Annotated in this window: 28 protein-coding genes and 1 pseudogene; 8 read left to right on the top strand and 21 right to left on the bottom strand. The window is 34.1% G+C overall.

The genetic code is table 11. The annotated features are described in order from the left end of the window. Positions 1 to 21: 21 nt before the first annotated feature. The 6 genes from BC6307_RS11780 to BC6307_RS11805 form a co-directional block, all read right to left on the bottom strand. Positions 22 to 696, bottom strand: coding sequence for a hypothetical protein (locus BC6307_RS11780; RefSeq protein WP_066411019.1), 675 nt, complete (start codon positions 694 to 696; stop codon positions 22 to 24). A 189-nt stretch (positions 697 to 885) separates the two neighbouring features. Continuing rightward, positions 886 to 1101: a hypothetical protein gene (locus BC6307_RS11785; protein ID WP_066411020.1), complete on the bottom strand. Its 216-nt coding sequence runs from the start codon at positions 1099 to 1101 to the stop codon at positions 886 to 888. A 57-nt stretch (positions 1102 to 1158) separates the two neighbouring features. After that, on the bottom strand, positions 1159 to 1605 hold the full coding sequence (locus BC6307_RS11790; protein ID WP_066411021.1) for an LptM family lipoprotein: 447 nt from the start codon (positions 1603 to 1605) through the stop codon (positions 1159 to 1161). A 35-nt stretch (positions 1606 to 1640) separates the two neighbouring features. Continuing rightward, positions 1641 to 2186, bottom strand: coding sequence for a hypothetical protein (locus BC6307_RS11795; RefSeq protein ID WP_066411022.1), 546 nt, complete (start codon positions 2184 to 2186; stop codon positions 1641 to 1643). Between the two features lie 251 nt (positions 2187 to 2437). After that, on the bottom strand, positions 2438 to 2824 hold the full coding sequence (locus BC6307_RS11800) for a VOC family protein (protein WP_066411026.1): 387 nt from the start codon (positions 2822 to 2824) through the stop codon (positions 2438 to 2440). Positions 2825 to 2878: 54 nt separating this feature from the next. After that, on the bottom strand, positions 2879 to 3220 hold the full coding sequence (locus BC6307_RS11805) for a hypothetical protein (protein ID WP_066411027.1): 342 nt from the start codon (positions 3218 to 3220) through the stop codon (positions 2879 to 2881). A gap of 312 nt (positions 3221 to 3532) precedes the next feature. Between BC6307_RS11805 and BC6307_RS11810 the strand changes: the two genes are divergently transcribed. Next, complete coding sequence (locus BC6307_RS11810; RefSeq protein ID WP_066411028.1) at positions 3533 to 4717, top strand: ABC transporter permease; 1185 nt, start codon at positions 3533 to 3535, stop codon at positions 4715 to 4717. Positions 4718 to 5187: 470 nt separating this feature from the next. Here BC6307_RS11810 and BC6307_RS11815 read toward each other — a convergent pair whose 3' ends face one another. Then, positions 5188 to 5658, bottom strand: a complete 471-nt coding sequence (locus tag BC6307_RS11815; protein ID WP_066411029.1) for a helix-hairpin-helix domain-containing protein — start codon at positions 5656 to 5658, stop codon at positions 5188 to 5190. Positions 5659 to 5899: 241 nt separating this feature from the next. On the opposite strand from BC6307_RS11815, the gene BC6307_RS11820 reads away from it, so the two are divergent. The 4 genes from BC6307_RS11820 to cydC are packed head-to-tail and all read left to right on the top strand — an operon-like array spanning position 5900 to position 11768. Then, positions 5900 to 7237: a cytochrome ubiquinol oxidase subunit I gene (locus BC6307_RS11820; RefSeq protein ID WP_084380089.1), complete on the top strand. Its 1338-nt coding sequence runs from the start codon at positions 5900 to 5902 to the stop codon at positions 7235 to 7237. Between the two features lie 14 nt (positions 7238 to 7251). Then, the gene (locus BC6307_RS11825) at positions 7252 to 8295 is read left to right on the top strand and encodes a cytochrome d ubiquinol oxidase subunit II (RefSeq protein WP_066411114.1); all 1044 of its coding nucleotides are present in this window, start codon (positions 7252 to 7254) and stop codon (positions 8293 to 8295) included. A gap of 18 nt (positions 8296 to 8313) precedes the next feature. Continuing rightward, positions 8314 to 10047, top strand: coding sequence for a thiol reductant ABC exporter subunit CydD (gene cydD, locus BC6307_RS11830; RefSeq protein ID WP_066411116.1), 1734 nt, complete (start codon positions 8314 to 8316; stop codon positions 10045 to 10047). Beyond that, on the top strand, positions 10044 to 11768 hold the full coding sequence (gene cydC, locus BC6307_RS11835) for a thiol reductant ABC exporter subunit CydC (RefSeq protein WP_066411030.1): 1725 nt from the start codon (positions 10044 to 10046) through the stop codon (positions 11766 to 11768). Before cydD ends, cydC begins: the two co-directional genes overlap by 4 nt. A 275-nt stretch (positions 11769 to 12043) precedes the next feature. On the opposite strand, the gene BC6307_RS11840 is transcribed toward cydC, so the two are convergent. The 6 genes from BC6307_RS11840 to BC6307_RS25105 all read right to left on the bottom strand — a co-directional run bounded on the left by BC6307_RS11840 (position 12044) and on the right by BC6307_RS25105 (position 15600). Continuing rightward, positions 12044 to 12490 carry an OsmC family protein gene (locus tag BC6307_RS11840; protein WP_066411031.1) on the bottom strand — a complete coding sequence of 149 codons (447 nt, stop codon included), beginning with the start codon at positions 12488 to 12490 and terminating at the stop codon, positions 12044 to 12046. A 222-nt stretch (positions 12491 to 12712) separates the two neighbouring features. Further along, positions 12713 to 13249 (bottom strand): nucleotidyltransferase domain-containing protein, encoded by a 537-nt coding sequence (locus BC6307_RS11845; protein ID WP_066411035.1) that lies wholly within the window; start codon positions 13247 to 13249, stop codon positions 12713 to 12715. Positions 13250 to 13824: 575 nt separating this feature from the next. Beyond that, entirely contained in the window at positions 13825 to 14121 is a 297-nt protein-coding gene (locus tag BC6307_RS11850) for a hypothetical protein (RefSeq protein WP_066411037.1), read from the bottom strand. A 59-nt stretch (positions 14122 to 14180) separates the two neighbouring features. Further along, entirely contained in the window at positions 14181 to 14585 is a 405-nt protein-coding gene (locus BC6307_RS11855) for a hypothetical protein (RefSeq protein ID WP_066411038.1), read from the bottom strand. 158 nt (positions 14586 to 14743) lie between these two features. Further along, positions 14744 to 15205: a GNAT family N-acetyltransferase gene (locus tag BC6307_RS11860; RefSeq protein WP_066411039.1), complete on the bottom strand. Its 462-nt coding sequence runs from the start codon at positions 15203 to 15205 to the stop codon at positions 14744 to 14746. Positions 15206 to 15453: 248 nt separating this feature from the next. Then, positions 15454 to 15600 (bottom strand): hypothetical protein, encoded by a 147-nt coding sequence (locus BC6307_RS25105; RefSeq protein WP_169714884.1) that lies wholly within the window; start codon positions 15598 to 15600, stop codon positions 15454 to 15456. Positions 15601 to 16015: 415 nt separating this feature from the next. On the opposite strand from BC6307_RS25105, the pseudogene BC6307_RS11865 reads away from it, so the two are divergent. Continuing rightward, positions 16016 to 16475, top strand: a pseudogene (locus BC6307_RS11865) (IS1595 family transposase); the annotation flags it as partial. Between the two features lie 29 nt (positions 16476 to 16504). After that, on the top strand, positions 16505 to 17011 hold the full coding sequence (locus BC6307_RS11870; protein WP_066411042.1) for a GrpB family protein: 507 nt from the start codon (positions 16505 to 16507) through the stop codon (positions 17009 to 17011). A 178-nt stretch (positions 17012 to 17189) separates the two neighbouring features. Here BC6307_RS11870 and BC6307_RS11875 read toward each other — a convergent pair whose 3' ends face one another. The 6 genes from BC6307_RS11875 to BC6307_RS11900 form a co-directional block, all read right to left on the bottom strand. Next, positions 17190 to 18098 carry a prenyltransferase/squalene oxidase repeat-containing protein gene (locus tag BC6307_RS11875; RefSeq protein WP_425319495.1) on the bottom strand — a complete coding sequence of 303 codons (909 nt, stop codon included), beginning with the start codon at positions 18096 to 18098 and terminating at the stop codon, positions 17190 to 17192. Positions 18099 to 18372: 274 nt separating this feature from the next. Then, positions 18373 to 18744, bottom strand: a complete 372-nt coding sequence (locus BC6307_RS11880) for a DUF3221 domain-containing protein (RefSeq protein WP_066411044.1) — start codon at positions 18742 to 18744, stop codon at positions 18373 to 18375. Positions 18745 to 18922: 178 nt separating this feature from the next. Next, a complete protein-coding gene (locus tag BC6307_RS11885; protein WP_157076570.1) occupies positions 18923 to 19141 on the bottom strand; it encodes a hypothetical protein in 219 nt (72 codons plus the stop codon). Between the two features lie 123 nt (positions 19142 to 19264). After that, a complete protein-coding gene (locus BC6307_RS11890; protein ID WP_066411048.1) occupies positions 19265 to 19579 on the bottom strand; it encodes a hypothetical protein in 315 nt (104 codons plus the stop codon). Between the two features lie 244 nt (positions 19580 to 19823). Further along, the gene (locus BC6307_RS11895; protein WP_235858030.1) at positions 19824 to 20192 is read right to left on the bottom strand and encodes a histidine phosphatase family protein; all 369 of its coding nucleotides are present in this window, start codon (positions 20190 to 20192) and stop codon (positions 19824 to 19826) included. Between the two features lie 170 nt (positions 20193 to 20362). Next, positions 20363 to 20779: a hypothetical protein gene (locus BC6307_RS11900; protein WP_066411050.1), complete on the bottom strand. Its 417-nt coding sequence runs from the start codon at positions 20777 to 20779 to the stop codon at positions 20363 to 20365. 281 nt (positions 20780 to 21060) lie between these two features. Here BC6307_RS11900 and BC6307_RS11905 point away from each other — a divergent pair, with 281 nt between their 5' ends. Further along, a complete protein-coding gene (locus tag BC6307_RS11905; RefSeq protein WP_066411052.1) occupies positions 21061 to 21483 on the top strand; it encodes a hypothetical protein in 423 nt (140 codons plus the stop codon). Between the two features lie 88 nt (positions 21484 to 21571). On the opposite strand, the gene BC6307_RS11910 is transcribed toward BC6307_RS11905, so the two are convergent. Together BC6307_RS11910 and BC6307_RS11915 are read right to left on the bottom strand one after the other, a co-directional pair. Continuing rightward, entirely contained in the window at positions 21572 to 22408 is an 837-nt protein-coding gene (locus BC6307_RS11910) for an MBL fold metallo-hydrolase (RefSeq protein ID WP_066411054.1), read from the bottom strand. A 146-nt stretch (positions 22409 to 22554) separates the two neighbouring features. Further along, a complete protein-coding gene (locus BC6307_RS11915; RefSeq protein WP_235858031.1) occupies positions 22555 to 23574 on the bottom strand; it encodes a serine hydrolase domain-containing protein in 1020 nt (339 codons plus the stop codon). Between the last annotated feature and the right edge of the window lie 166 nt (positions 23575 to 23740).

Here is a 23740-nt window from a genome sequence, read left to right on the forward strand (position 1 = left end):
CCATTTATTTTCATTTAAACATCACTCACTTATTAACTCAATAGAAAACAATTTTCTCTCCTCATCATTCAATAGCTGCGCACCTACCGTTTCAATTATATTTACCATTATTGCCGTAGTCAGTTCTTCTTTTTTCAAACTAGCGACTTTTTCACTAATTTCTGATTGTAACCTACTTTCAACCACATCTGTGTAGTAACTATATCTCGAAAAGTAACGCACAGGATCGTTATCGATAGATTGTAGTACTTCTTTGAAAACTTGAAAATTGTTTCGGATTGTTTCCATATCTGTTTCATGGAAAGATATTAATATATCTATTGCTTGCTGTTGTCCATCTTCTGTTTGAAAGGTATAAGAAAACTTTTCCTCATATGGCTTTATCCCATCAATCGCGATAAATAAATCTTTGTCCGTTGTAACTAAATGTTTATTCGCTGTGTTTTTGACTATTTCTCCGTTTCCTTTTATAACTATATCTGTTTCTCTAAGTTCAATTGCATCCATTTGTTTATCTAGAAAAAATTGTGTTCCAATTATGATAGGAAGAGCTACTAAAAGTACGAGCCATTGTCTTATCTCTATTTTCAATAATAGTAATATCGATACAGAAATAAAACTTAATAACGATACAACGAAAAGAAAGAATAAAACATTTAGAAAATAAAATAAAATTGCTGAAAGAACGATTGTCAACTTATGCTCACCTCTAATAGATTCGTTGATTGCTAAAGGTTAATTCGACGAAAAGAGCGTTTAACCTTTTTTTGGTCAACGCTCTTTTTATCGAAAAAATACCTTTCTACCCCTTACAAACAAAAGTGATTAAAGAGCCTACCTTAGAACCGAGCTGAAATAAAAAACATATCACAATTCAGAAACAATTCAAATTTTCCCTTGCTTTATCCACGACCATATTCGGTAGCTACCTATAATAGAAACGATAAAGAGAAAAATCATTGTAAGTACCCATATGGACAGTCTAGCAATTTCGTATAAGCCATCTGCATTTATTATGACAAAACTCGAGAAACCAATGAACATTACATAACAAAAAACGTTAGGAATAATCCACATTATCCTCAGTTTTGTATTCTTCATAAGATCCACCCACCTTGACTACTAATCAATGTTCAAACATTTACTATCTTATTCGTACTACCATTTTATTTTAAGTTTACCAGTTGCCTCTTTCCCTTTGACTATAATAGAAACTTTCTCTTGTGCATTTTCGATAGTCAAAGTCCCACCAACATTTTGCAAAGCAGCACTATTCCCCTCTGTCACTTTTAAACCTGCCTCTGTATCACTCGTCCAATGTGTGGAATCTAATTTTTGTTCACCAGAAAGTATTTCTAGTTGGAAATCTCCTTCTTCTACGTCTATTTCATAGTCAAAACTATACGAAATGCCCTTTTTCGCACCGAATGTATACACGGTTTCCCCGTTTAACTCTTTTATGTCAAGGACAATTTCTCCAACTTTAAGATATTCTTCTATACTATCAAAAGTACCAGTCGTCGTGGCCTCTACAATATTTTTGCACCCACTTAGTCCAACCACTATAAACATTAATATTAACAAGCTCTTCATCTTCTTCATCATTCTTCATACCCTCCTCTTAACAAATAAAATTAAAATCATGCTTCATTTAGAACCTTTGAAATTTCTTCGTTCATATTACTAATAATTTCTAATAGAAATTTCATTTTTGTTTCATCCTCATAATCTATTTGTCCTGAGAATTGGTTAGATATTTCCATGCCGTATTTTTTCAATATGCTGCCTATCTCATGCTTTTGTACTTCTGTATATTTAATAAACTCTTCATCTGATAGAAGATTTTCTATAAAATGTATGTATCCTTCATAGATAAACGAATCAGTTGGGTTTACATGTTTTATATAGATTAATCTAGTACCTATTCTATTTATTCTAAGACTGTAGGAAGACAATAGCTGATTATATAATTCATTTTCTTCAATAGTAAAATCGTCTCTATAAGCTAACAGTGATTCTCCAATAAAGGAGAGGTCATTCGTATAATCATGAATGGCACCACGAAATATAGCAAGTTCCGTAGCTTTATGTATTTCAATCTTTTTATTAGCTTCCTTTAATTGAATGAAAAGAATAATTGATAGTACGACAAGGGTTAAGCTAACAATTATATGCAACTTTTTCAATAGAAACTCACCTGCATTCTAAAAATTCACAACAATACCTTATATATAAGACGAACTAATTTGGAAAATGTTTCATTGCATTGTAAAAAATTAGAGCACTCCCGCAAATGAAGTACTCTACTTGACTATTTACTACAACTTATAAAAATAATAAAACAAGACCGACTAAACTAATTGACAAACTGAAACTATAAAAAAACGATAGCTCCCAATTTCTTAAACTAATTACCCTTCTTTCTTAAATTCTATATTCAGTCTTTTATTTTCATTCCAAAAGCTATCCATCTACCATCAATATCTTCTATTACAAATTCCTTATTTTTATAATCTGTTTCGTCTAATGATCGAACTACCTTTACATTTGTACGAATCAACTCGTCTAGTAGTGCTTCTTGGTTTTCCGCTATAAAATATGCATCATAGCCGTAGCCATATAGGGATCTATTCGGTAAAACTTGTTGACCATTTGTTTTCGTTAAGATAATCTCAGTTGAATCTCGATACAAACATATATGCGGTTCTTTTGCGTTTAAATAATGTACTGCTTGGAAACCCATTTTCTCTTCATAGAACAGAGCAGTTTCCTCTATGTTATTGGAAGGGAAAATACAGTGGGATTTTAATAATAAATTTTCCATCTACTTTTACTCCTTAAATTGAGGGCTATTTTTATCTATATTTCATTTATAAAATTAAACAAAGTAATAAAAAATAGAAACAATGCCTGCCACTACTGTGTAGCTAAGCGCAACATAAAAGGAAATTCGAGGAGAAAAACTAACTTTCTGTCTATCAATCTTCGTTAATACTTCTGTTGCTGGCCAAAATTCATCATTATTGGCACCTTGCAATCTTGCATCCGCTAAATCAGATGTGAAGCCCCCTGATGAATGGAAGAATAAAAGTACCATCGTTACAGCAAGCCCTGATAGAAATAACCAATCTATAAAATTCGTATCAAAAATAGTGGCTAATCCAAAATTTAAAGTAACTATGACTATTATCGTAATAACTGACCAAAAATATTTCCACATGTCGCTATCCCCCCTTTTGTATATACTTTACTTTACCATAAAATGAGAATATTTGTAATTATTAGTCCAATTTGAAAAAATAATGAAGCGATAGTAACCCTATCTTTATTATCCACCATATTTGAAATAGTGTTTTCAATAAATTTCCCAAATAAGACATAGTATTTCCTTTTAAATACTGGGCGTATTTTTTGGTTACTCATTAGTTTAGATCTTCTTCTGGTATAACTACTTACTTCCTATATTAAAAAGAAGGAAATGATAATTGTATAACGAATACTCTATGTTATAAAATTTGGGAGTGTATTTATTATGGGGATACATATCAAAAAATTGTTTAAGAACAGGGTAAGCAGCTTTTATAAAGAAATGACAAAATACTACACTATAATATTTATGAGTGTTTTTTATTCTTTCCTCATATTGGGATCCATTTTCGTTTATTATTATGTGAAATTCATTCAGTGGATACCACCGTTTTTATCTTCCGAATGGATTGCCTCTGTTATTACAGCCTTGATTTTACTACAGTCTACTATCCGTACTTTTGTTAGAGAGGCAGACACTATTTTTTTACTTCCAATGGAGACTCATCTCTCTAGTTATTTTCTTAAAACGTTAATATATAACGGAATACTTCACCTACTAAAAATGACAATTGTGATTGCCATCATGTTCCCACTAATCGAATCTAATATTATTTTAACTGTACAGTTTCTTCTACTTCTTGTAGGTTTGGTTATGATAAATGTGTATTTAGTCTGGATAGAACAATGGATAGATTCACTAAGGGGACGATTCATTCACAAACTAAATTTACTAATATCCTATGCTTTAATATTTTATTTTCTCTTTAAAGGTAACTGGGTCATTGCTCTTAGTTTACTTCTATTAACTTATGGCTTTTCATTTTATATATTTCCACTTGGGGCTAGGAGACTAAATTGGGAATATTTAAATAAACAAGAGGAGAAGGCGTTAACTAAAAATTATAGATTCATAAACATTTATATAGATGTTGGCCATTTAAAAAGATCGTTTCGGCCAAGACTGTTCCTTACTAGGTTGATTAAAAATTGGATCCCTCCTCAACCTTATAATTCATTTTTCTACTTATATGTCCTTCTATTTATAAGGCTCAATGATTATTTTTATCTTTATTTGAGATTAACTTTAATTGGAACAATTCTTGTTTGGGTCTTTCCTGAATACGGGTGGCTAACTGTTCCTATTATACTATTTATGACTGGATATCAATTACTTCCTTTAAAACGAGAGCAGAATGATTTTGTGATTCTCTATCCTGTTTCCAACATGGTGAAAATGAAGTCGTATTTAAAGCTACTCTATATTCTATTAATTTTCCAGCTAGTGGTTGTGAATGTTCCTGTTTTCTTCCATTCCATTTCTGGTAAAACATTAATCAGCGTTTTTACAGAACTTCTGTTTATTGGTTGGTTTGTGCTGATTTTTGCTAAAAAACGGTATGATGATTGAGAATAAAATTGAGACAATCAAAAATATCGTTTGCAATAAATTTTTTGTTTTTTACCAAACCATTAAGGAGTTTAACTATGTTAAGTATTTCTAAGTTATGCTCCTTTTAGTTCATCTTGCAGTTTTAGAAGAATGCTTCGAGTTGGTGTTGTACAAAAGTACCAGATAGTTTAATTGAAACTTTTCAACAATATTGGTTCTTGGATAATGTTATTTACCCTCTATCTAAATTATTTACTATGGAAATGATCTCACTAGACACAAAATAAGATTCATCATGATCCCAATGATTGGTGTTCTCTTCCCAACATTTTTCTAGCTGCACCCTTGTTCCAAATGCGATGTCACCGATATATTACATACCATCTTCTTTTAGAAGAGACAGTAAGATAATATAGGGGTCAATTTCGCAACTGTCCCCCCACTCCTTTAAAACTTTAAAAAGAGAATAACGGTCAAGAGGACTTGCCTCATTTGTTTTGTGCCTCATACCATGCGGTTGTCGGCCTATCCTTTGGATAACCGTTCATTTCCCGATATAATTTTCTTTCTTCTGTAAAGGCAAACCATTGCTTTTCACTGCCTGGATGGTTCGCATGATGAATGACACAGCGAATTTGGTCCTCAACGCAACTGTCTGTCCAAACACCTAGCGCTTGTTCTAATTCATCAAACAGCTGAGCTCCTTCTTTTTGCCTTATTTCTTCTAAACTATAAATATGTAGTTGATTTACTAGTTTATCTGCAAGTTCATATCCTATTGATGGTAGTTGCTGAAATTGTGCAAGTGCTTTCACCTGCTGCGCACTTACCATTGGTATATCTAATATCTCCATAAGCTGAGAAATAGATAGAGTATGTAGTTGGCCTAAGTTCACTTTTGCTTTTCGTAATTTTTTCTTGTCATCTACAGATAATGGAAGTTTTGGATTTGCGTTCATATTAACCCACCTATATTTTTTTAACTCTCCTTCGTAAAAACTTTATTACATTCCAAATAACCGACTTACCACCTTCACTTAATTTATCATATGCACTTATTAATGATTTCTTTGTTTCTATTATTTTAACAGTAGTGTTTAAAAGAACATAATCATTAAGCTTTACATAAAAAACGAATGTATAAAATATCCACCTTAAACAAGAATAACCATGGAAATGATGTTTGAAAGGAAGAGAACGATGGATAATGTATTGCTTGCTAGAATGCTGTTTGGGTCCTCCCTGATTTTCCATATTATTTTTGCGACATTAGGAGTTGGCCTTACGCTTATGATTCTAATAGCTGAAATATTGAGAGTCATTCGTAAGGACAATGATTATGGAATTCTTGCAAAGAGATGGACAAAAGCTGTTGCTATTTTACTTGGAGTGGCCATTCCTTCTGGAACGATTGTAGCTGTCATGCTTGCATTATTGTGGCCAGGGTTTATTGAAGTAGTAGGACAAGTCATTGCTTTACCTTTTACGTTAGAGATATTCGCATTCTTTATTGAGGCTTTATTCCTTTCAATTTACGTGTATGCTGCTAGTCGATTAAGTTCTGCGATGAGAATTATTAGTGTCTTTTTCGTCGCACTTGGAGCAACTGCATCTGCTGTATTAATAACGAACGTACAGTCATGGATGAATACACCAACTGGATTTAATGTGGTGAATGGGCAAATTACAGATGTGCGTCCGTGGGAAGCAGTCTTAAATCCAGCCTTCGGGTATACAGCTATACACGTTACAAGCAGCGCATATATGGCAACTGCGTTTGTCGTTGCTTCCGTTGCTGCTTATCAGTTATTAAAACCTAATCTGAAAGAAAGTGAAAAAAAGTATCATAGAAAAGGGCTAATGGTTGCTCTTGTTTTTGGAGCAATTACATCCCTTTGGACGGCAACAAATGGCCATACATCTGCAGTAGGGTTACATCATAACGTACCAGTTAAGTTAGCAGCGGCTGAAGGGCTATTTGAAACACAGTCAAATGCTCCTCTAGCTATTTTTGGTACACCTGATCCAGAAGCTAATCGGGTGGTCGGCGGTATAGAAATTCCAGGCATGCTCAGCTTTCTAGCAACAGGCTCTACTGATGGGGTAGTGATTGGACTAAATGAATTTCCAAGGGATGAGTGGCCGCCACTATTTGTTCATACATTATTTAACATCATGGTAGGCATTGGAAGTTTACTAATAGGGCTGTCCTTTGGAGCGTTAGCTTATCGGATTGTTTTTAAAAAACGAGAATATCCGAATTGGCTACTAATTCCTTTAATAGGAAGCGGACCTCTTGCCATGCTCGGCATTGAAACTGGTTGGATTTTTGCCTGCATTGGTAGGCAACCTTGGACCATTTATGGCATACAACGGACAGCAGAAGCTGCAACTAAATCAGCGAACCTTGGTACATTCTTTGTCATATTTATTTCGCTATACGTTTTCTTATTAGTAATAACAGCACTAGTAATGCGTTACTATTTCCGCCGTAATCCACTTATAAATGAATTTGACAGTCAAACCACATCTGTATAGAGAGGAGGGAAATGATAATGGAAGCCTATGTTGCGATTATCATCATCTGGTTGTTTTTGTTTTTATATGCGTTAGGTGGAGCGATAGATTTTGGCGCCGGATTTTGGTCCATGTTTTATATTGGACGGAAAGATACGACAGCAGCAAGCATCGCTAACTTGTACTTAAATCCTTCCTGGAAAGTAACGAATGTCTTCTTAGTATTATTTGTTGTAGGATTTGTCGGTTTATTTCCACATGCAGCCTTTACTTTAGGGTCGATCATGATTGTTCCTGTAAGCTTTGTGCTCATATTACTTATCATAAGAAGCGCTTTTATGGTGTATTCCTATTCGGTACAAAAGTATACGAAGCTATTCACTTACATTTCAGGAGTTACCGGTCTTTTAATTCCTGCACTGATGTTAAGTATACTTCCGATTATTATTGGTGGGTTTGTCGAAGTAGTTGGTGACCGTCACTATATTCTTTATGACAGACTGCTTACTAGCCCAACCCTTTATGCACACATCGGCTTTGGTTTATCTGCGGAATTATTTTTATCCTCCCTATTCCTTAGCGATTATGCGAGAGAAGCGAAAGCAATGGGAACTTATGAGGTATATAGAAGAAATGCTATTATCCTAGGGCCTATTATGCTTAGTATGGCTGTTGCTGCAACGATGACACTCATTCCAGAAGCGATGTGGATGGTTGAAAATATGGCTAGACAATGGCACCTATTTGCATTAAGTCTTGTTGTTTTTTCCATTGGATATAGTGCACTATGGTGGCCTTCGAGGAAAGGACGGGTTGGGCAGCCACGGGTTGCTGTACTAATGATGGTCGTTCAAATAGCCTTAGCAAGCTTTGCCTATGGGTGGAGTCATATGCCTTATATCGTCTATCCAAAACTGACCCTTTATGATGCGTTTACAAATATCGAAATGTTTTATTCCCTCCTATGGGGATATGCAATCGGTATGGCGATTCTTTTGCCTTTATTCTATTGGTTTTGGCGCTTGTTTCTTAAAGATAAACGGTATCTTACAAACAAAAAAGTGGATGATGTACGGTAACTAGGAGGACAAACGGTGATGCAACTAAAAGATATGGCCAAAAAACAGAAAATGGGCACATATTCTCTTTCATTTACTGCGTTTGTAATTGGTGGTATGACGGTAACGCAAGCTTTATTAATTGTGTCTATCGTCAAGCACATTTTTTTAGAAGAGAAGCCGTTTTCAGCTGTTACTTTGCAACTAGTAGCCCTTCTAGCTGTGTTTACAGTAAGGGGGCTATTCACCTATATTCATGGGAAAATCGGGATCGGGATGGCATCTAAAGTAAAACGTGAGTTTCGTCAATCATTAATAACGAAGTATACTAATAACCCTATTCAAACATCAATCAAAGGACAATCAGGTAAACGAGTAACTCTTATTACCGATGTTGTGGACGAAATCGATCCTTACTTTAGTAAATATTATCCGCAAAGAATTTTATCATCCATTGTATCACTCATTCTATTAACGGCCGTTTTTTGGCAAAACTGGGTTTCAGGCGTCATTATGGTTGTGACGGCTCCCCTCATTCCTATTTTTATGATTATTATTGGTAAAAAAACAGAAAAAAAGGCGAACGAACAATTGGAGAAACTCACTGCCCTTGCAGGAAAATTTCTTGATAGCTTACAAGGTTTAATCACATTGAAGCTTTTCGGAAAAGGGAGTGAGGAAGCAGCAAACATAAAAACGAGTAGCATGGATTATCGTACCGCAACAATGGATGTACTTAAATTCGCTTTCCTTTCATCGCTCGTACTCGAACTCATTTCGATGCTTGGAATTGCGTTAATTGCATTCGAAGTTGGACTTCGACTTGTTATTTTTCAAAACATCTCTTTTTTTGCAGCCTTTTTTGTTCTGGCTATTGCTCCTGAATTTTATAAAACGTTGAAGGATGTCGGCAGTGCCTTCCATGCAGGTAAAGGTAGTATGGCTGCTGCGAAAAAAATAAGTCAAGAGCTCGAGGAATCTAATCAGATCATCCAATGGGGCAACGAACGATTATCAGATGCAGCTGACCCTCCAAGCATTCAGCTGAACAATCTTTCTTTTTCGTATGGAGAGGATTATTTTTCTTTACAGAATATCAATGCCACATTTGAACCCTATAGCCAAATTGCCATTGTTGGACCAAGTGGTTCTGGCAAAACGAGCTTACTTCATTTAATAGCTGGATTGTACTTGCCTTCGACTGGAGAAATGTTAATTAATAATCAGCCTCTTTTTACCTATGATGAAAGAGAATGGTTCGACAAACTTATTTATATCTCACAGGATCCCTACATTTTTTCAGGCACCATTAAAGACAATATTCTCATTGCCTGCCCTGGGAAAGAAATCTCCGAAGACGAGCTTACGTATGTAATAGAAAAAGCTGGGCTAACAGAGCTTATAGACCAATTAGAAGATGGTACAAACACTTACATAGGGGAAGGTGGTAGAGGTTTATCTGGTGGAGAAAGACAGCGAATCGCACTTGCTCGTGCCTTTTTAAAGAGGCCTCAGATTATATTGTTTGATGAGCCAACCGTCGGATTAGATCTTTATACAGAAGGCATTCTACAAAAATCAATAGAAGAGCTGTCTCAAAACGCGACGATTATTACCGTTGCACACCGATTACATACGATCAAACGAGCAGACTGTATTTTGTATCTTGAAAACGGGACTTTAGTTGGGAAAGGTACTCATAAAGAGCTGCTGGAGAATACGCACGATTATATGACGATGATAGAAGAACAGCAAGGAGATGTTGCTGGATGACGGAATTAAAATTCGTAATCAAGACGATGTTCATCGAACGAAAAGATATGTACATTTCGATACTATTTGGAGTGCTTGCTGGAATATCCACGGTTGCCGTGTTTGCAGACAGTGCCTATCTCGTTTCGAAGGCAGCACTACTTCCACCGCTTTATATACTCGTCATTTTTGTAGCTCTGTTAAAATTATTCACCGTCATCCGTGCCTTTAGTAGGTACGCGGAACGCTATTACTCACACAAGGCTACCTTTACAATACTTAGTAATTTAAGGACCTATTTCTTTACGAAACTAGAACCACTTGCCCCTTCCCTTTTTCAAAGGTTTCGGAGTGGTGACTTGTTAGCTAGGGTTGTTGGTGATGTAGAAAGCTTGCAGCATTTTTTTCTACGCGTTTATTATCCACCAATTGTCATGCTCGTTGTTTTTCTTACGACGATTATTTTCACAGCCATATTTTCCTTGCCTGTTGCATTAATTCTGTTAACTGGACTAATCATAACCGGGTTTTGTCTTCCGCTTATTTTTGCTATGAAACAGCGGGGCATCCAATCAAACATACGACAGATTCGCACTCAACTATCTACGGACACTACCGAATTATTATATGCCTTTTTAGATTTAAAACTTTATCAGAAGTTATCTATTAAAGAAAAGGCACTGAGTCAAACCTCAGATGTTTACATTGGGGAGCAACAAGATAGAGGAAAACAGGAACAATTAAACTTTGCCATCAATCACTGGGTTTCTCTCGTTACTTCCTGGTCTGTACTCGCTTTAGGGGCTTACTTAGTATCTTTGAGAGAGCTTGATGGAGTTTTTTTAGCAATGCTTGTTCTCGTCTCACTAACGGTTTTTGAGACGGCAGCTCCTATGACAGAGGCACCGAGTTATTTCGAAGATTCCAGAAATGCTTCAAGTCGGCTATTTTCTATCATAGATGAAGCGCAGAACCAACAAAAACTCAAAGGCAAAAACAGTTTAGTAGAGCTAAATAAAGCACCGGAAATGGAATGCAAAAACGTGAATTTTTATTTTCCAGGAGAATCGCGCCCTACTCTATGTAATGTTTGTCTAGTGTTACCGAGCGGTTCCAAAACGGCAATCGTTGGCCCAAGTGGTTCTGGAAAATCTACATTGCTTCATCTATTACTAAACCTTTATCCACCGTCTAGTGGAACAATTAAGAAACAGGGGCAATCGTTAGCGGATTTAGATGAAGATCAGCTCTGGAAAAACATCTCCCCTGTTCTCCAAAGCAATCATTTCTTTTATGGTACGGTTAGAGATAACTTAAAGCTTGCAGGTAAAAATATATCTGACGAGGAAATGATTGAAATATTATCAAGTGTAAAACTAGATCACCTATCGTTAGACTCGACCATTTTAGAAAAAGGAGGCAATCTTTCAGGTGGCGAAAAACAGAGGCTTGCTATTGCAAGAGCTATGCTTAAGAAAGGGAGCCTTTTGTTACTTGATGAACCAACCTCGTCTGTTGATCCCATTACAGAACAGCGAGTGATGAATAGGTTATTTACCCAAGCAAAAGGGAACACGATTGTTCTCATCAGCCACAAACTAACCGGGTTAGAACGGATGGACCAAATCATCGTGATGGATAAGGGAACAATTATCGAAAGTGGAACATTCCACGATTTAATGGAAAGAAAAGGCTATTTTTATGAAATGAAGAAGATAGAAAAGAGTGTTTTTTATAACTAGGCTGTTTTAATAACTGTGGAGCATTAGAAAAAGTTAAAAGTTAATAATAATTAATATAATCTCCTTGATTTACATTGATGATATAGTAAAAACTGTAATTTTCCTTCCACTAAACCGCTTAACTTCAACAAGAAAAGGCACAAATCCTCAGTGCCTCTTTTTGTTGAATATTCGCATCATTTAGTTGAACAAGACGATATAGACTCTTTAACTAGTAAACTTTAATAAAATCACAATAAAGTTTGGGGTTTTCACCCAATTCTCTTAATGTACAATTATGGAATTTTAATAGTTACTTCTAATTGAATATCCACATTTCCTTGAATTGCTCGGCTAATCATAAAAGATTTTTCAGCTTTTTCAGCAAGCTTTTGTACCACTTTTTTGTCTCGATCGGAAGCATTTTGTTTCAAAACTATTTCTGGTCGATGGATAATTTTTTTATATGTAAATACTCCATTGGTTACATCAACAATTGCTTCTGATTCCATCGTTAACCCATCTTTCTCTATCTGACTACGTTCCATCATCGCAGCTAGGGTAATTATGTAACATGTCGCTGCTGCCCCAAGGAGCATTTCGTCAGGATTTGTGCCAATACCAGGTCCGTCCATTTCTTTTGGTATAGAAATTTTTGTTTTTAATTGCTCGGCTTCGATTTTCCCTACATCATTACGTAGCCCTGGCCAATGTGCCTTTAAATGAAAATGATGTTCTGCCATTTTTCACTTCTCCTTGCATTCAATTTTATTTTATTTATAAATAACACCTTCTCGAATTGTTCTAATCTTAAATAATATAAATTTCACGCCTAGTCATAGCCTTGTCATGTTTGACCATGTTTTTATTTACCTAACCATACCAGTTTTAGATACAATAATTATAACATTTCTTGTTGAGCTGACCTGCCTGATATAATAACTTCAAGTACACTTTTTCACACGCTACTTGAATTCGGATATTATTTGGTGCAATAGCCTTTTACTTTTTTCATCCTTTATTCTATATGGCCGACCAATTTCTTCATAGATTTTCTTTTCTTCTAGTAACTGCTTTGGATGTAAGACTTTTGCTTTTATTCCTTGTAGCTGGAAATAGTCCGGCATAAGGGAATCGTCTCGCCATACCCATTCTGGTAAACCATTCATAATAAGGTTGCCATCAACATCGTATGTCAAGTATCCAATACTAATAACTACATTATTCTTAAGAAAATCAGATTGCCTATTACGAAATTCCTCCCCGACAGGTTTTCGTTCATAACCAGCCTTTAGAAGTGCATCCTCTAATAGTTCTCTATTTGTTATCCACGTTTTTATATCAATATCACTATGTGGTCGTGTAACCTTACCAAGCATGAAATCAATTGCCCAACCTCCACGTAACCAAAAGTCAGCATCGAGATTATCAAAAATTTTACTGATTTCATATAATACCTTTAATTGTGTTTGGGTCTGCTCATCAACATTTTCTAGTTTCATATAATATTCAATCCTCCATTAGTTCAATAGCTCAATTCCCATTAGCCCCGATATCTGTCACTTAAATGGTAACATAATATTCCAAAATTAAATGGAGTTGTAATCATTAGAAAAAGGCGACCCAATTGGATCACCTTATTCAACTATTGCATTCGTTATTTGAGAAGACAATAGTAAACATTAACCCCTTCCAACTTCACATCTAAAGTTATAGTAACTGGACATTCTCTTTATGCTCAATTAAGTGAGAGACTTAGAAAAGAGTTTTACCAGAAATACTTTTGATTGAACAACCGCAAGAGCAACAACTTTGGGAGTGTTGCTCTTTTCAATTCTCCCACCAGTTAGCTTAAGGACATTTCTTCACAATATTTTCATTTGGTTCACCAAGACTTATCGTTTTCACATATCAAATTCTTTATTTACTGGACTTCCCATTTGAATTTTCCATTATACTGTTTAAGTTGTTTTTTCACTTGTTCCAATTCATAAAAACTTGAATGTGCTCTTTTGACAATTTCTTCATCAGTTTTACCTTCTTTTAGAAGAGCCCTAATAAGTTCATATCTTGATGCTTAAAACTCAAAATAACCACGATATACATTAAGCTGATTTCTTATGTCTTTTAATTCAACATAGCTGGTTGTTGCTATATTAACAATCTCTTGGTCTGTTTTGCCCATTTGTATAAGAGTTCTAACAATGCTATATCTTTGGTTTACTTGACCTGTCGCATATCCTATTCCCCATCCGTCATTCCAAGCTATATCGTAGCATTCTTTACAAGGAAGACACTCTTCTTCCTTCTCTTTAACTAATCCCAATAGTAATGGTAATGAAATTAATATTAAAAGAAATAATGCTTGTCTCATAAAAGTCACACCTTTTTTTACCTTAGTATGACCTTTTAGTTCACTACATGAGTCAAAAACTAACTAATTGGTTCTTCAGTTTCCCTTACAATCATCCATTTTTGGTTTATTAATCTCCAATTTTCAATGGTAAATAACCTTGCTAATACATCCTTGTCTTTTACAATCAATTGTTCATAAAACACTACTGCAGCTTCGTTATTCCGTAGTCGAATAACTCTATTTTCAAACCTCTTATTGGCACCTATAAAATGTTTAACCGATTGCTCCATACCATTCAATGCCTCTTTTTTTGTAAAAAAAGTAGGTTTATCATTTCCACTATTAAAAAAAGCTACATAATAATCTTCTGTCATTCTATCTACTGAGGATGTGTCGCCTGAACTCATTGCATCATTCCAGTCACTGATAAATTCATCATGCATTTTAGTAAATTCATATAAGCGATTTTGTAATTCGAGCATAATTAAAACCTCTCCTTTTAATCTTATTTGTTGTTAAATTCGGCAAAGGTATTGGTATTCCTTTTTTCACCATATACTGTTAGTAGCTTAAATTCCATAAAAAAAGAGCATTTCTCATTATTAAAGAAACGCACTAGTTTGTTGATAAACAAATAGATTTATAAATAAAGTTCCATTTCATTTTGTTTTTTAGTAAAACCCATTTTTCGGTATAGAGGTTCCCCATCCTCAGAGGCGTGCAGCCATATACGTTTAACCCCACTATTTTTACACTCTTCAATACATTGATTAAGTAATATTTTTGCTAAACCCCTTCCACGATATTTAGGAACGGTGTACATATTAAGAATGTATGCTTCAAGCCCTTCCAAATTCTCTAAATATGGTGGTCTTTTAAATAGAACCATACCACTTATACCTACAATTTCCCCATTTGTTTCTGCCGTATATGATATAAATTCATTGTTTGAAAGGGAAGTTAGTAAATATTGCCTTGTTGAAGCTTCCAAAAGTTGTTCTTCATTAGGAGTATTTATTTCACCTAATTCCCTTAAAAGGGCTAACCGTAATTTTATTATAGAATCAATATGATCAAGGGAAACTTTAGTCAATTTAAACATTATAAACACCTCATTACTTTTGGACTCTTTCATTTGCCTTTTTGTTAATTTAGGAGACTTTTCTTCTTCAACTCCACAGCTGTTAGCTTTATTAGCTCAAAAATAGAAACGATAATCCACAATTAATAATAAATGTAATAATGTAAAGTTATTTTTTATCAAAGAATATTTGATCTAATATCTTAAAAACTTAAGTATAAATAAGTGAAAATCCTACTTTGACCATCACATCGGTTAATTGTATATTTTTACTGAAAAATACCGAACAGCCAAATTACAAGGTACATTGGAATTGCAACAATAATTCCTCCAGCTAGTATATAACCAATGGACTTTATGATGAATTTAATAACATCATATATAGCTCCCGCTAAGTCATCTACAAATTTCACCATTAATAAACCCTCCCGTAACTTCCTTATCTTCTAATACAATTAATCTTCGAAAATCTAACTATATATAACCAAATTAATATTTTGAAATTTCCCAATGTTTAGTTTGGGCTATGTAATACTTTTCATTAGTGAAACAAGGAGGTACAAGTCCAATGGTAAAAAAATAATATGAGAAAATCTCAAAATATTTTAATAACATTAGAATACCATGTAGATTTTCTCTTTCATAGAATGAATATATATATATATATATAGAAGAGGAAAAATAACATGTTAAATAAATTAAGTGAAACTATTTATTATTTATCCAATCAAGATGATAGAGAAAGACCAACATTAGGACTGGTATGTGGTGATCAATATAGTCTAATAATAGATTATATTCTAAGGTTTACCAGCGGGCGCTTACGCTGTATATAAAAAATTGGTGTGTCGAGTGGCAAGAGACCGACAAAAAGTAACATACTCAAAAGTCGTTGGTCAGGGACGTATTGTAAAAACTTGCTTAGAAGAAGCTATTGGGTCTAAACTAACTACTTCAAATGTTCTTTGTACCGATGCTTGGCGGGCATTTTTGACTTATGCAAAAGAAAAAAGACTGGAGCATTATAGATATAAATCGGATCGTAAGAAATGTGTTCGAGGAGTTTACCATATTCAAAATGTGAATAGTTATCATAGTCATAGACTGGTTAAATCGGTATAATGGTGTGGCTACAAAGTATCTTGACCATTATTTGAGTTGGTTTCAATTTCTAGTCCAAATTAGGCATCGTAATGACGACACAACTGTAAATATGATGATTGTTGAGATCTGTCTGTTCTCTACTTATGAGACCTATGATAAACTTAGCTTATTAGAATTTCCCAAATAAACATCAAAATTAAAAGGTGGGATGAGTAAATGCTTGGATTACCAAGAGGTGAAGTTTTTTTAGTCCCTTGGTCTACTGAGTGGGCAAAAGAATTTGAAACAGAGAAGCAACAGATAGTAGGTGTTATTGGTCAATACACAGTGAAAGTACACCATATTGGCAGTACCGCAGTAAAAGGTTTAAGTGCTAAGCCAATTATTGATATTGCAATTGAAATAGATAATTTTCTTGATGGAGAAAAATGCGCAAAAGCGTTGGAAGGACTCGGTTACTCATATAGAGGAACAAATGTATTGCCTGAAAGACACTACTTAAATAAAGGCGAACCAAGAACACATCAAATCCATATGTACCAAAGAGACAATATGTATTTACTCGAACAGTTAAACTTTAGAGATTATTTGAGAATTAACAAACAAGCAAGAAGTGAGTATCAACAGCTTAAACTTAAACTATCAAGTTTAAATAAAAATGACAAACACAAATACGCAGATGAAAAAACAGATTTTGTTAAGTCAATTCTTGAAAAAATTTAGGTGAAGTTTGCCCTTTAGGTGTTCATAGAAGAGGTTTTACACAGAGGAACTCCAATTAAAGAAGTCCCTTTTCCTTGCCATAAAATCACCATTATTCTTTAACATAGCTTTAACAATAGAGCAATTACTATGTTCCACAATCGCTTCCGTTAGTGAAATAAGGATTAAATTAATTACATTATAAAAAATTACGTAATTTTTTATAATTGTTAACTGCAAGAATACCTTTCCATTGTTGTTTAGCAACAAAGAAATGCTCTGGGTCTTCCTCCCAATCCCAAGTAATATCCCAAACCCCGTCATCCTTTAATGATCTTTCTAAATATCTAATATTTTCATCAACAAGGTCTTTATATTTTTCATATAACTTGTCCTTTTTGCTATGAATTAGATCTAAAGGTAGAGCTTTATAACTCTTTCCCCATGATTCTGGATTAATATCAATTACTTTTTCAGCAAGAGAATCAACTTTCTCTTCCATTTCTTGTAATGGATTGAGTTTGTCTCCTAAAATACGGATTAAATTTTGATAGTTATTTATTTCATGAAAATCCATTCCATTAGAATTCAGTAAATGCATTTTTGCTTTTTCAACTACTTTCCAGCCTAAATTAGCCTCTTCACTGCCATCGGGTGCCCAATAAATAAGGAAAGCAGCAAGCTCAGCACTTGGATTAAACATCCAATTATCCTGAACCCCCTCTTCAAAGTGCCAATGTGGAGCATGAGGATAATTATTGTGCTCTGGGATAACTGTTTTCCATAATCCCATTTCCTCATCATATGAATTGATTAAATATTTGAGTATTAATCTAACAATTTCTTCATTTGGCTCAGCTTGAACTTCTATTAAAATTTGAGCAGCTGCCCAAGTAGCAATCGCCGATGACTGGGGTAACCATAGGTCTGGTTCGAGACCATGCCCGAACCCTCCATCACTATTTTGAAATGCAGATAGATAATGTATAACCCTCTCTTTCGATCCATTCTCAAATAAGAATTCCCAGCGTGCTATTTCAAGAGGACGTGCATTTCGTTTTATCCATGATTTTGTTTTCATCTTTTTGTACTTATCCACCCTAAACATTCCTCCCATTGCTTTTAGTGGTATCCTGCTCCTTTACCAGGGGAAGGTAACTCATTATCCATTACAAGTTATGTATCTGGTAGTTTATAAACGTCAGATTCCAATTCAATCTATTTTTCTATAAACTTCCATAAAATTCAACTTTAAATTATTAATTCGACTTACCCTATTTGAATCAAAACTCTTAACAAACTAATCTGCTCACGTTGCTCAAGAGTGATTGCTCTTATTCACATTCGCACCCGTTTGTTGAAAAAGAAAAAATACTTGGATACTATTTCGAAACTACATCAATTTTTTTGGCTTCACGCTGAGGAGGGTCTGAATCTTCTTGATCGCCATTCCAATAAACTATTACATGTGTCCCTACTCTAAATTCTTCATACTCACCAGGTCCAAAACCATAATAAGCTCCATCGTTTTCTTGAGCCATTTCAATTAACTCAGCAGTTGTTTTATTGGATATATCGTCCTCACTAATGTTTGGTACGACTAATATTTGGTTCCACCTACCTTGATGTTCCTTTACTTCTACAATAATACCTTCTTGTTCCAATAAAGAAGTGTCGTTACTGCTCTGCTCTTGACCGCAAGCACCCATAATACTAACAAGTAGAATTAAAAATAAATACAATACTCTTTTCAACTCTTTCACCTCCATAGTTGGTAATACAGATTCCGATTTATGTCACTCTCTTTTAATAAAGGCGATGTTTCCCTGTAAAAAGTTTCAATTTCATTTTTCACTAGCCTGCCCCAATAGTTAAAGAAGCGACAGTTTTGTTTAGCTATCGCTCACGTTAGTTCAATATCCAATATCCTTATTATTGACTTTTATTATTCTTGTTAATTTCAAGTAGTATACAAATTAACAAGCTAATTGTAACTCCAAAATATAATCCAATACTACTGATTACCGTATCTTGAAAAGAAGTCCTAACATCAGCACTATTATAAAAGACACTAATTAAGAAATTACTAGTTATTAATCCACCAATAGAACCCGCTATTACTCCAATTAAAATTCTACTTATCACTGGCATCTTCTCCTAAATTTACAGCCTTCTTTAATATTCTAATAAAGTATCCTGCTTCGTTCGTTAAATAACGTTCGTTAAATTAACCATCTTTAAAAAATTCAACAGAAAGTTCAAAATGAACAAAACCTATTGTTTAACCTTTTGACTTTTTCCAAATTCAACAAGGGATGGTAAATCCGTATTTTTAAATATTTCTATTGGTAAATGGTTTAATGTTAGTTCTATACCTTGTTGTACTTCATTAGGTAAAATACAAATCTTTTTGATTTCTTCATCATAGATAATAGTTTCCAAATCCATATTCTGACCATTTTTTTCGAGAATTTTAACTTTGTAACCTTTATATCGAATACTATCTTTACCTATTACCTTTACCATCAAAAGATCATCAATCGTCGTTTTAATAAGGATTATTTGGTCAATATAATTTACTAAGTGCATACTACACCTCATCCGAAATTACTTGATTTAAAAACATTTATGTACTATGAAGTGTTTCACATTTTATTTCGTTAAACATAATCCAACTTATATAAAATTATATGTTTTATAATCTCCAGTATCAGAAGAGAATTTTAATATGTTTCCATCAGCAGGTATCCCTTCGAAATAAGCACCTATACAACCTGTCGTACATCTGTGACCAGCTATAAGAATATTCAATTTTTTCATTCCGTTTTGATTTTCATTCTTTCATAAAACTAAACACTCTTTTTACAAAACTATTAGGTTCTTCTACCCCTTTATAGATAAAAGGGTCAGGAAGAGGACCAGACATCTTTACTTCGCTAATATGTAATCTGTCGGCTTCACCTAAATCAAAAACATTCAACCTATCATCCAAAACAGGTCGTTTCCTAGCAATAATTTCCGCTGTTTTTACAGCTCGCTCTTGTGGGGAAGTAAAGACCAAATCAAAATTTATATTCTGTAACTTCTCTTTTAAAGTAATTGCTTGTTCTATCCCATACTCATTTAATGGTAAACCCATTCTTCCCTGCATTCTCCGATCTTTATTCAAATCTGTTTGTCCGTGTCTAACTACATATATCATTCTAATATCCCCCTTTCAAAAGCTAAGTAAAATGACCCCCTTGTTAAACAATCAATCATGCAACGTTAGTCCAACAACTCCCACAACTTCTTCTAAAGAATTTCAGTTCGAAGAATAGAAACCGCAAGCCATCTTCCAAAATAAGATATTTTTAATATAGTAGATAGATTTTATCTTTTAACCTCTATTACAAAAACTGAATTACTAGCAGTTCTAAAGTTCCATCTTGCTGCGAGATTATAAATGTAGATTCCTTCTTCACTAGGTACTGTAATCTTATATTCTTTTAACTCTCTATCATCTTCAACAAGTTTAGCACCATACCAAGACTTTACTAATACCTTTTTAGGTGTATCCTTATATGAAATGGAAATTTCCGCCTTAGGCTTGACGACTGTTATATCTAACATTTCATAAATCTCTGGAGGTTTGTCACTTTCTGTATCGGCAGAAGTACCTGAATAACCTATCGTACTAATAGTTTCCCCTTCAACAGTAATATTTGGGCTTACCACAATATCTGAATTACACCCTACTAATAAAAACAAAGAAAATGCTAAAAAGCACAACTTCAGGTTTTCCATCATTTTTATAACCCCCTTTATTTTAACAACTACCATTAACAGTAAATTTTATTTAGGTATATATTTATTAAGACTTTTAGTTTCTTAATCTATGAGACTAAAATGAATACTGTTTGACATCATTTATTTTAATGTATGTTTTACATCACCCGGTAATCATTGAAGAAAAAAAACAAAATCGATGCTATAAAAGATAGTCTTTTCTACTGAACCACTTGTACGTTTCAATAATAGTTAATCTAGCATATGAATAACTATTAAAATGTAAAGGGGGGAAATTAAAAATGAGTAGTAAGAAAGCACTCACATCTGGTCCTTTTTTTGTACCACTATCTGTTGATGGAACACGCTTTGGAGCTGTCCAATTTCTATTGATTGGTTTTAAAAATATTGCGTCCCATACTTCAACAGTACGTTTAACTGTTTATAATTGTAGGGATACAGTTCTATATCCAGCAACTCCACCAGAGGAAGAAATATATTGCAAAAAAGTCACTATTCCAGCAGGTGATTGTGCAGTTATACGACTAGATGCTGGGCCGGATACTTTCGGAGGTAATAACATGCTCCGTGTAGCAATTAAAGGTGATACCGATAAAGATGCAGAAGCAATTGTAATTGCTTTGTCAGGTAATACAGCCGATGGACGTCAAGCATTGTCAATGGTGTTCAAACATGAAGAATTTATCGAGCTCAATGAGGATTAAGTTAAATAAAGCCTTAATAAACAAATGGGAATGGTTAAGGCCTATTCCCGTTCGTTTATTAATAGTTGTTAAAACATATTTTAATAGTTTAAGAATTACTCTCTTTAGTACTGTGATTTATACTTGATAGATTTTCTTCTTTAGCAATTCTCTTATTATCATCATGAATGCTCTTCATTCCTTCAAAAAAACGAAATTTAGTCCGACATTTGTTTTCTAAATCCCCATTATCATTCATTAGTTGTTGTAAATAGTTTTTTGAAAAGTTAATTCTATCTAACATTTCCTGCTTTGTTCTCGTGGCAGATCCGTGACCAGGTATATGATATTTAATTTCGTAATTATTGATTATGTACGAAGCTTTTTCTATCGTATCTACATAATCCTTGTAGCTATTAAATATAAAAGGAAATTCTACATCAGATAGGTAATCGCCAGATAAGAATATTCCGTACGGTTCAATTACCGTAAATAAACTATCATTTGTATGTCCTGGAGCCTTATAAAAAGTTAACGATAACTCACCTAAGTTAATATGTTGACCATTTTTAACAATTGGTATATCAACTTCTGGATAAGTAGGAACATAATCTCTTTCTATGTAGTACCCTTGGTGAAACTCAAAAATTCTTTGAACAATTTCCTCTTTATTTGGATTATTTACAAATTCCTCCGATGCAATTACTTTGGCTTCCGGAAATGCACCAGAACCAATAATATGATCAAAATCACTATGAGTGTAAATGATATAGAGATCCTTATTACCCAAATGCTTATCTATGAAAGCCCTAATTCTCTTGATTTCATCAGGGAGCCAATTAGGATCCGTCATGATAATTGCCTCATTAGACTGAATAACAGCTGTAGAAGTCATATATAATGAGCTTTGAAAAACAGTAATATTATTTTCCTGAAAGTGAAACATAAAATCCTCCTATGCTTTTTTAGTTATATTTGTACGAATTGAGTTAATTTCCGTTCCTTTATAAAGCAGCTAATATTTTTGATACACTTAATTGTCACTCGACTTCTGCATCAGCAATGGCATATCCCTTGATCAAGAATATTAGTCTAAAAGTTTTTTAAACTTGAAATTATCATATTGTGAAACAACTGTATGTCTTTGATGTAATCAAAGCCTAAATTTTCGTAAGCATTTAAACTATTGAACATTCTAACAGCTACTGCATTATATTCGGGAATAACCGTGCAGGAACATCCTGATGCTCCAAGTATTTGATAGGAACCATCCGGCAGGTCCGAACCTAGTTCGTTGTAATCAACGGATACTTCCCCATCTTTAATCCACCATAAAAACCCAAACTTCGGTAGTTGGCGACTTAAGGAAGCAGGACTTTGAACGGTAGTAGAAAGTTCAAAAATTTCTTGTGGAAGTATAGACCTACCTTCTACTATCCCTTTGTTTAAATGTAAATTTCCCCATAATGCTAATTCTCTGGCACTTACATATAGGTTTCTATCTTCGCCTATATTCGAGCCAAGCCTTAATGTAGGATAACCTTTTACCGAATCTATATCACAGACTAAACTTTGATTCCCTTCAGTAACCCATCCAGTACTTGTCCAATTCAAAGGCTTGAACACTCTATTTGAGAGGATTTCATTTACTGTTTTGCCCGTTGCTTTGTATAAAATTTTCGCTAATATTTCTGGTCTCTTTCCCTCAATAGCAGTTCCTAAATCCGCTACACGGTAAACGTTTCTATCCTCAAACTTTAGACCCGTACATCTAGTTAATAAATGTCTAATCGTTGTATCTCCAAGAATTTCTTTATTATATTCATCTAGATAGTCGCTTATTTTATCATCCAAGTTTAATAAACCTTCATGAGTAGCTATTGCAATGGTTAATCCAACATATGTAACTCTAACCGAATATACGTTGAATCTTGAATCCTTATCAATCAGTTTGGCACCTTTCTCAAAATGATGCATCCCAGAATACCATTCGTGTACAATTTTATTGTCTTTCAAAATAACTAACGCGGAACCGGATGCGTTCATATCACTTTTAATTTTTTTTGTATATAAGGTGAGATCTTTAAAAGCACCCTTGTTTAATGTTATCACAGTCATTACCATCCTTTTTTATATGCACTCTATTACTTCTTATTTCAACAAAAATAGCTACTAATCCTGCTTAGATCAGTAGCTGTCTTAGGTCAAAAGAAAAATACAACTTACATATAGTATGAAGGCACTCATATGTATGGAGTCAGTTGAGATAATATGTATT

Source organism: Sutcliffiella cohnii, assembly GCF_002250055.1.
GTDB classification, from domain to species: Bacteria; Bacillota; Bacilli; order Bacillales; family Bacillaceae_I; genus Sutcliffiella; species Sutcliffiella cohnii.

What these genes read in the sequence shown, in the direction of transcription:
- BC6307_RS11860 (WP_066411039.1), bottom strand. Translation starts at nt 15,205, where the DNA reads ATGTTTAAATTGACTAAAGTTTCCCTTGATCATATTGATTCTATAATA.
- BC6307_RS11885 (WP_157076570.1), bottom strand. Translation starts at nt 19,141, where the DNA reads ATGCCAGTGATAAGTAGAATTTTAATTGGAGTAATAGCGGGTTCTATT.
- BC6307_RS11850 (WP_066411037.1), bottom strand. Translation starts at nt 14,121, where the DNA reads ATGAGACAAGCATTATTTCTTTTAATATTAATTTCATTACCATTACTA.
- BC6307_RS25105 (WP_169714884.1), bottom strand. Translation starts at nt 15,600, where the DNA reads ATGGTGAAATTTGTAGATGACTTAGCGGGAGCTATATATGATGTTATT.
- BC6307_RS11900 (WP_066411050.1), bottom strand. Translation starts at nt 20,779, where the DNA reads ATGATGGAAAACCTGAAGTTGTGCTTTTTAGCATTTTCTTTGTTTTTA.
- BC6307_RS11785 (WP_066411020.1), bottom strand. Translation starts at nt 1,101, where the DNA reads ATGAAGAATACAAAACTGAGGATAATGTGGATTATTCCTAACGTTTTT.
- BC6307_RS11805 (WP_066411027.1), bottom strand. Translation starts at nt 3,220, where the DNA reads ATGTGGAAATATTTTTGGTCAGTTATTACGATAATAGTCATAGTTACT.
- BC6307_RS11870 (WP_066411042.1), top strand. Translation starts at nt 16,505, where the DNA reads ATGCTTGGATTACCAAGAGGTGAAGTTTTTTTAGTCCCTTGGTCTACT.
- cydD (WP_066411116.1), top strand. Translation starts at nt 8,314, where the DNA reads ATGCAACTAAAAGATATGGCCAAAAAACAGAAAATGGGCACATATTCT.
- BC6307_RS11820 (WP_084380089.1), top strand. Translation starts at nt 5,900, where the DNA reads ATGGATAATGTATTGCTTGCTAGAATGCTGTTTGGGTCCTCCCTGATT.
- BC6307_RS11790 (WP_066411021.1), bottom strand. Translation starts at nt 1,605, where the DNA reads ATGATGAAGAAGATGAAGAGCTTGTTAATATTAATGTTTATAGTGGTT.
- BC6307_RS11815 (WP_066411029.1), bottom strand. Translation starts at nt 5,658, where the DNA reads ATGAACGCAAATCCAAAACTTCCATTATCTGTAGATGACAAGAAAAAA.
- BC6307_RS11810 (WP_066411028.1), top strand. Translation starts at nt 3,533, where the DNA reads ATGGGGATACATATCAAAAAATTGTTTAAGAACAGGGTAAGCAGCTTT.
- BC6307_RS11890 (WP_066411048.1), bottom strand. Translation starts at nt 19,579, where the DNA reads ATGCACTTAGTAAATTATATTGACCAAATAATCCTTATTAAAACGACG.
- BC6307_RS11840 (WP_066411031.1), bottom strand. Translation starts at nt 12,490, where the DNA reads ATGGCAGAACATCATTTTCATTTAAAGGCACATTGGCCAGGGCTACGT.
- BC6307_RS11800 (WP_066411026.1), bottom strand. Translation starts at nt 2,824, where the DNA reads ATGGAAAATTTATTATTAAAATCCCACTGTATTTTCCCTTCCAATAAC.
- BC6307_RS11875 (WP_425319495.1), bottom strand. Translation starts at nt 18,098, where the DNA reads ATGTTTAGGGTGGATAAGTACAAAAAGATGAAAACAAAATCATGGATA.
- BC6307_RS11905 (WP_066411052.1), top strand. Translation starts at nt 21,061, where the DNA reads ATGAGTAGTAAGAAAGCACTCACATCTGGTCCTTTTTTTGTACCACTA.
- BC6307_RS11855 (WP_066411038.1), bottom strand. Translation starts at nt 14,585, where the DNA reads ATGCTCGAATTACAAAATCGCTTATATGAATTTACTAAAATGCATGAT.
- BC6307_RS11895 (WP_235858030.1), bottom strand. Translation starts at nt 20,192, where the DNA reads ATGATATATGTAGTTAGACACGGACAAACAGATTTGAATAAAGATCGG.
- BC6307_RS11845 (WP_066411035.1), bottom strand. Translation starts at nt 13,249, where the DNA reads ATGAAACTAGAAAATGTTGATGAGCAGACCCAAACACAATTAAAGGTA.
- cydC (WP_066411030.1), top strand. Translation starts at nt 10,044, where the DNA reads ATGACGGAATTAAAATTCGTAATCAAGACGATGTTCATCGAACGAAAA.
- BC6307_RS11910 (WP_066411054.1), bottom strand. Translation starts at nt 22,408, where the DNA reads ATGTTTCACTTTCAGGAAAATAATATTACTGTTTTTCAAAGCTCATTA.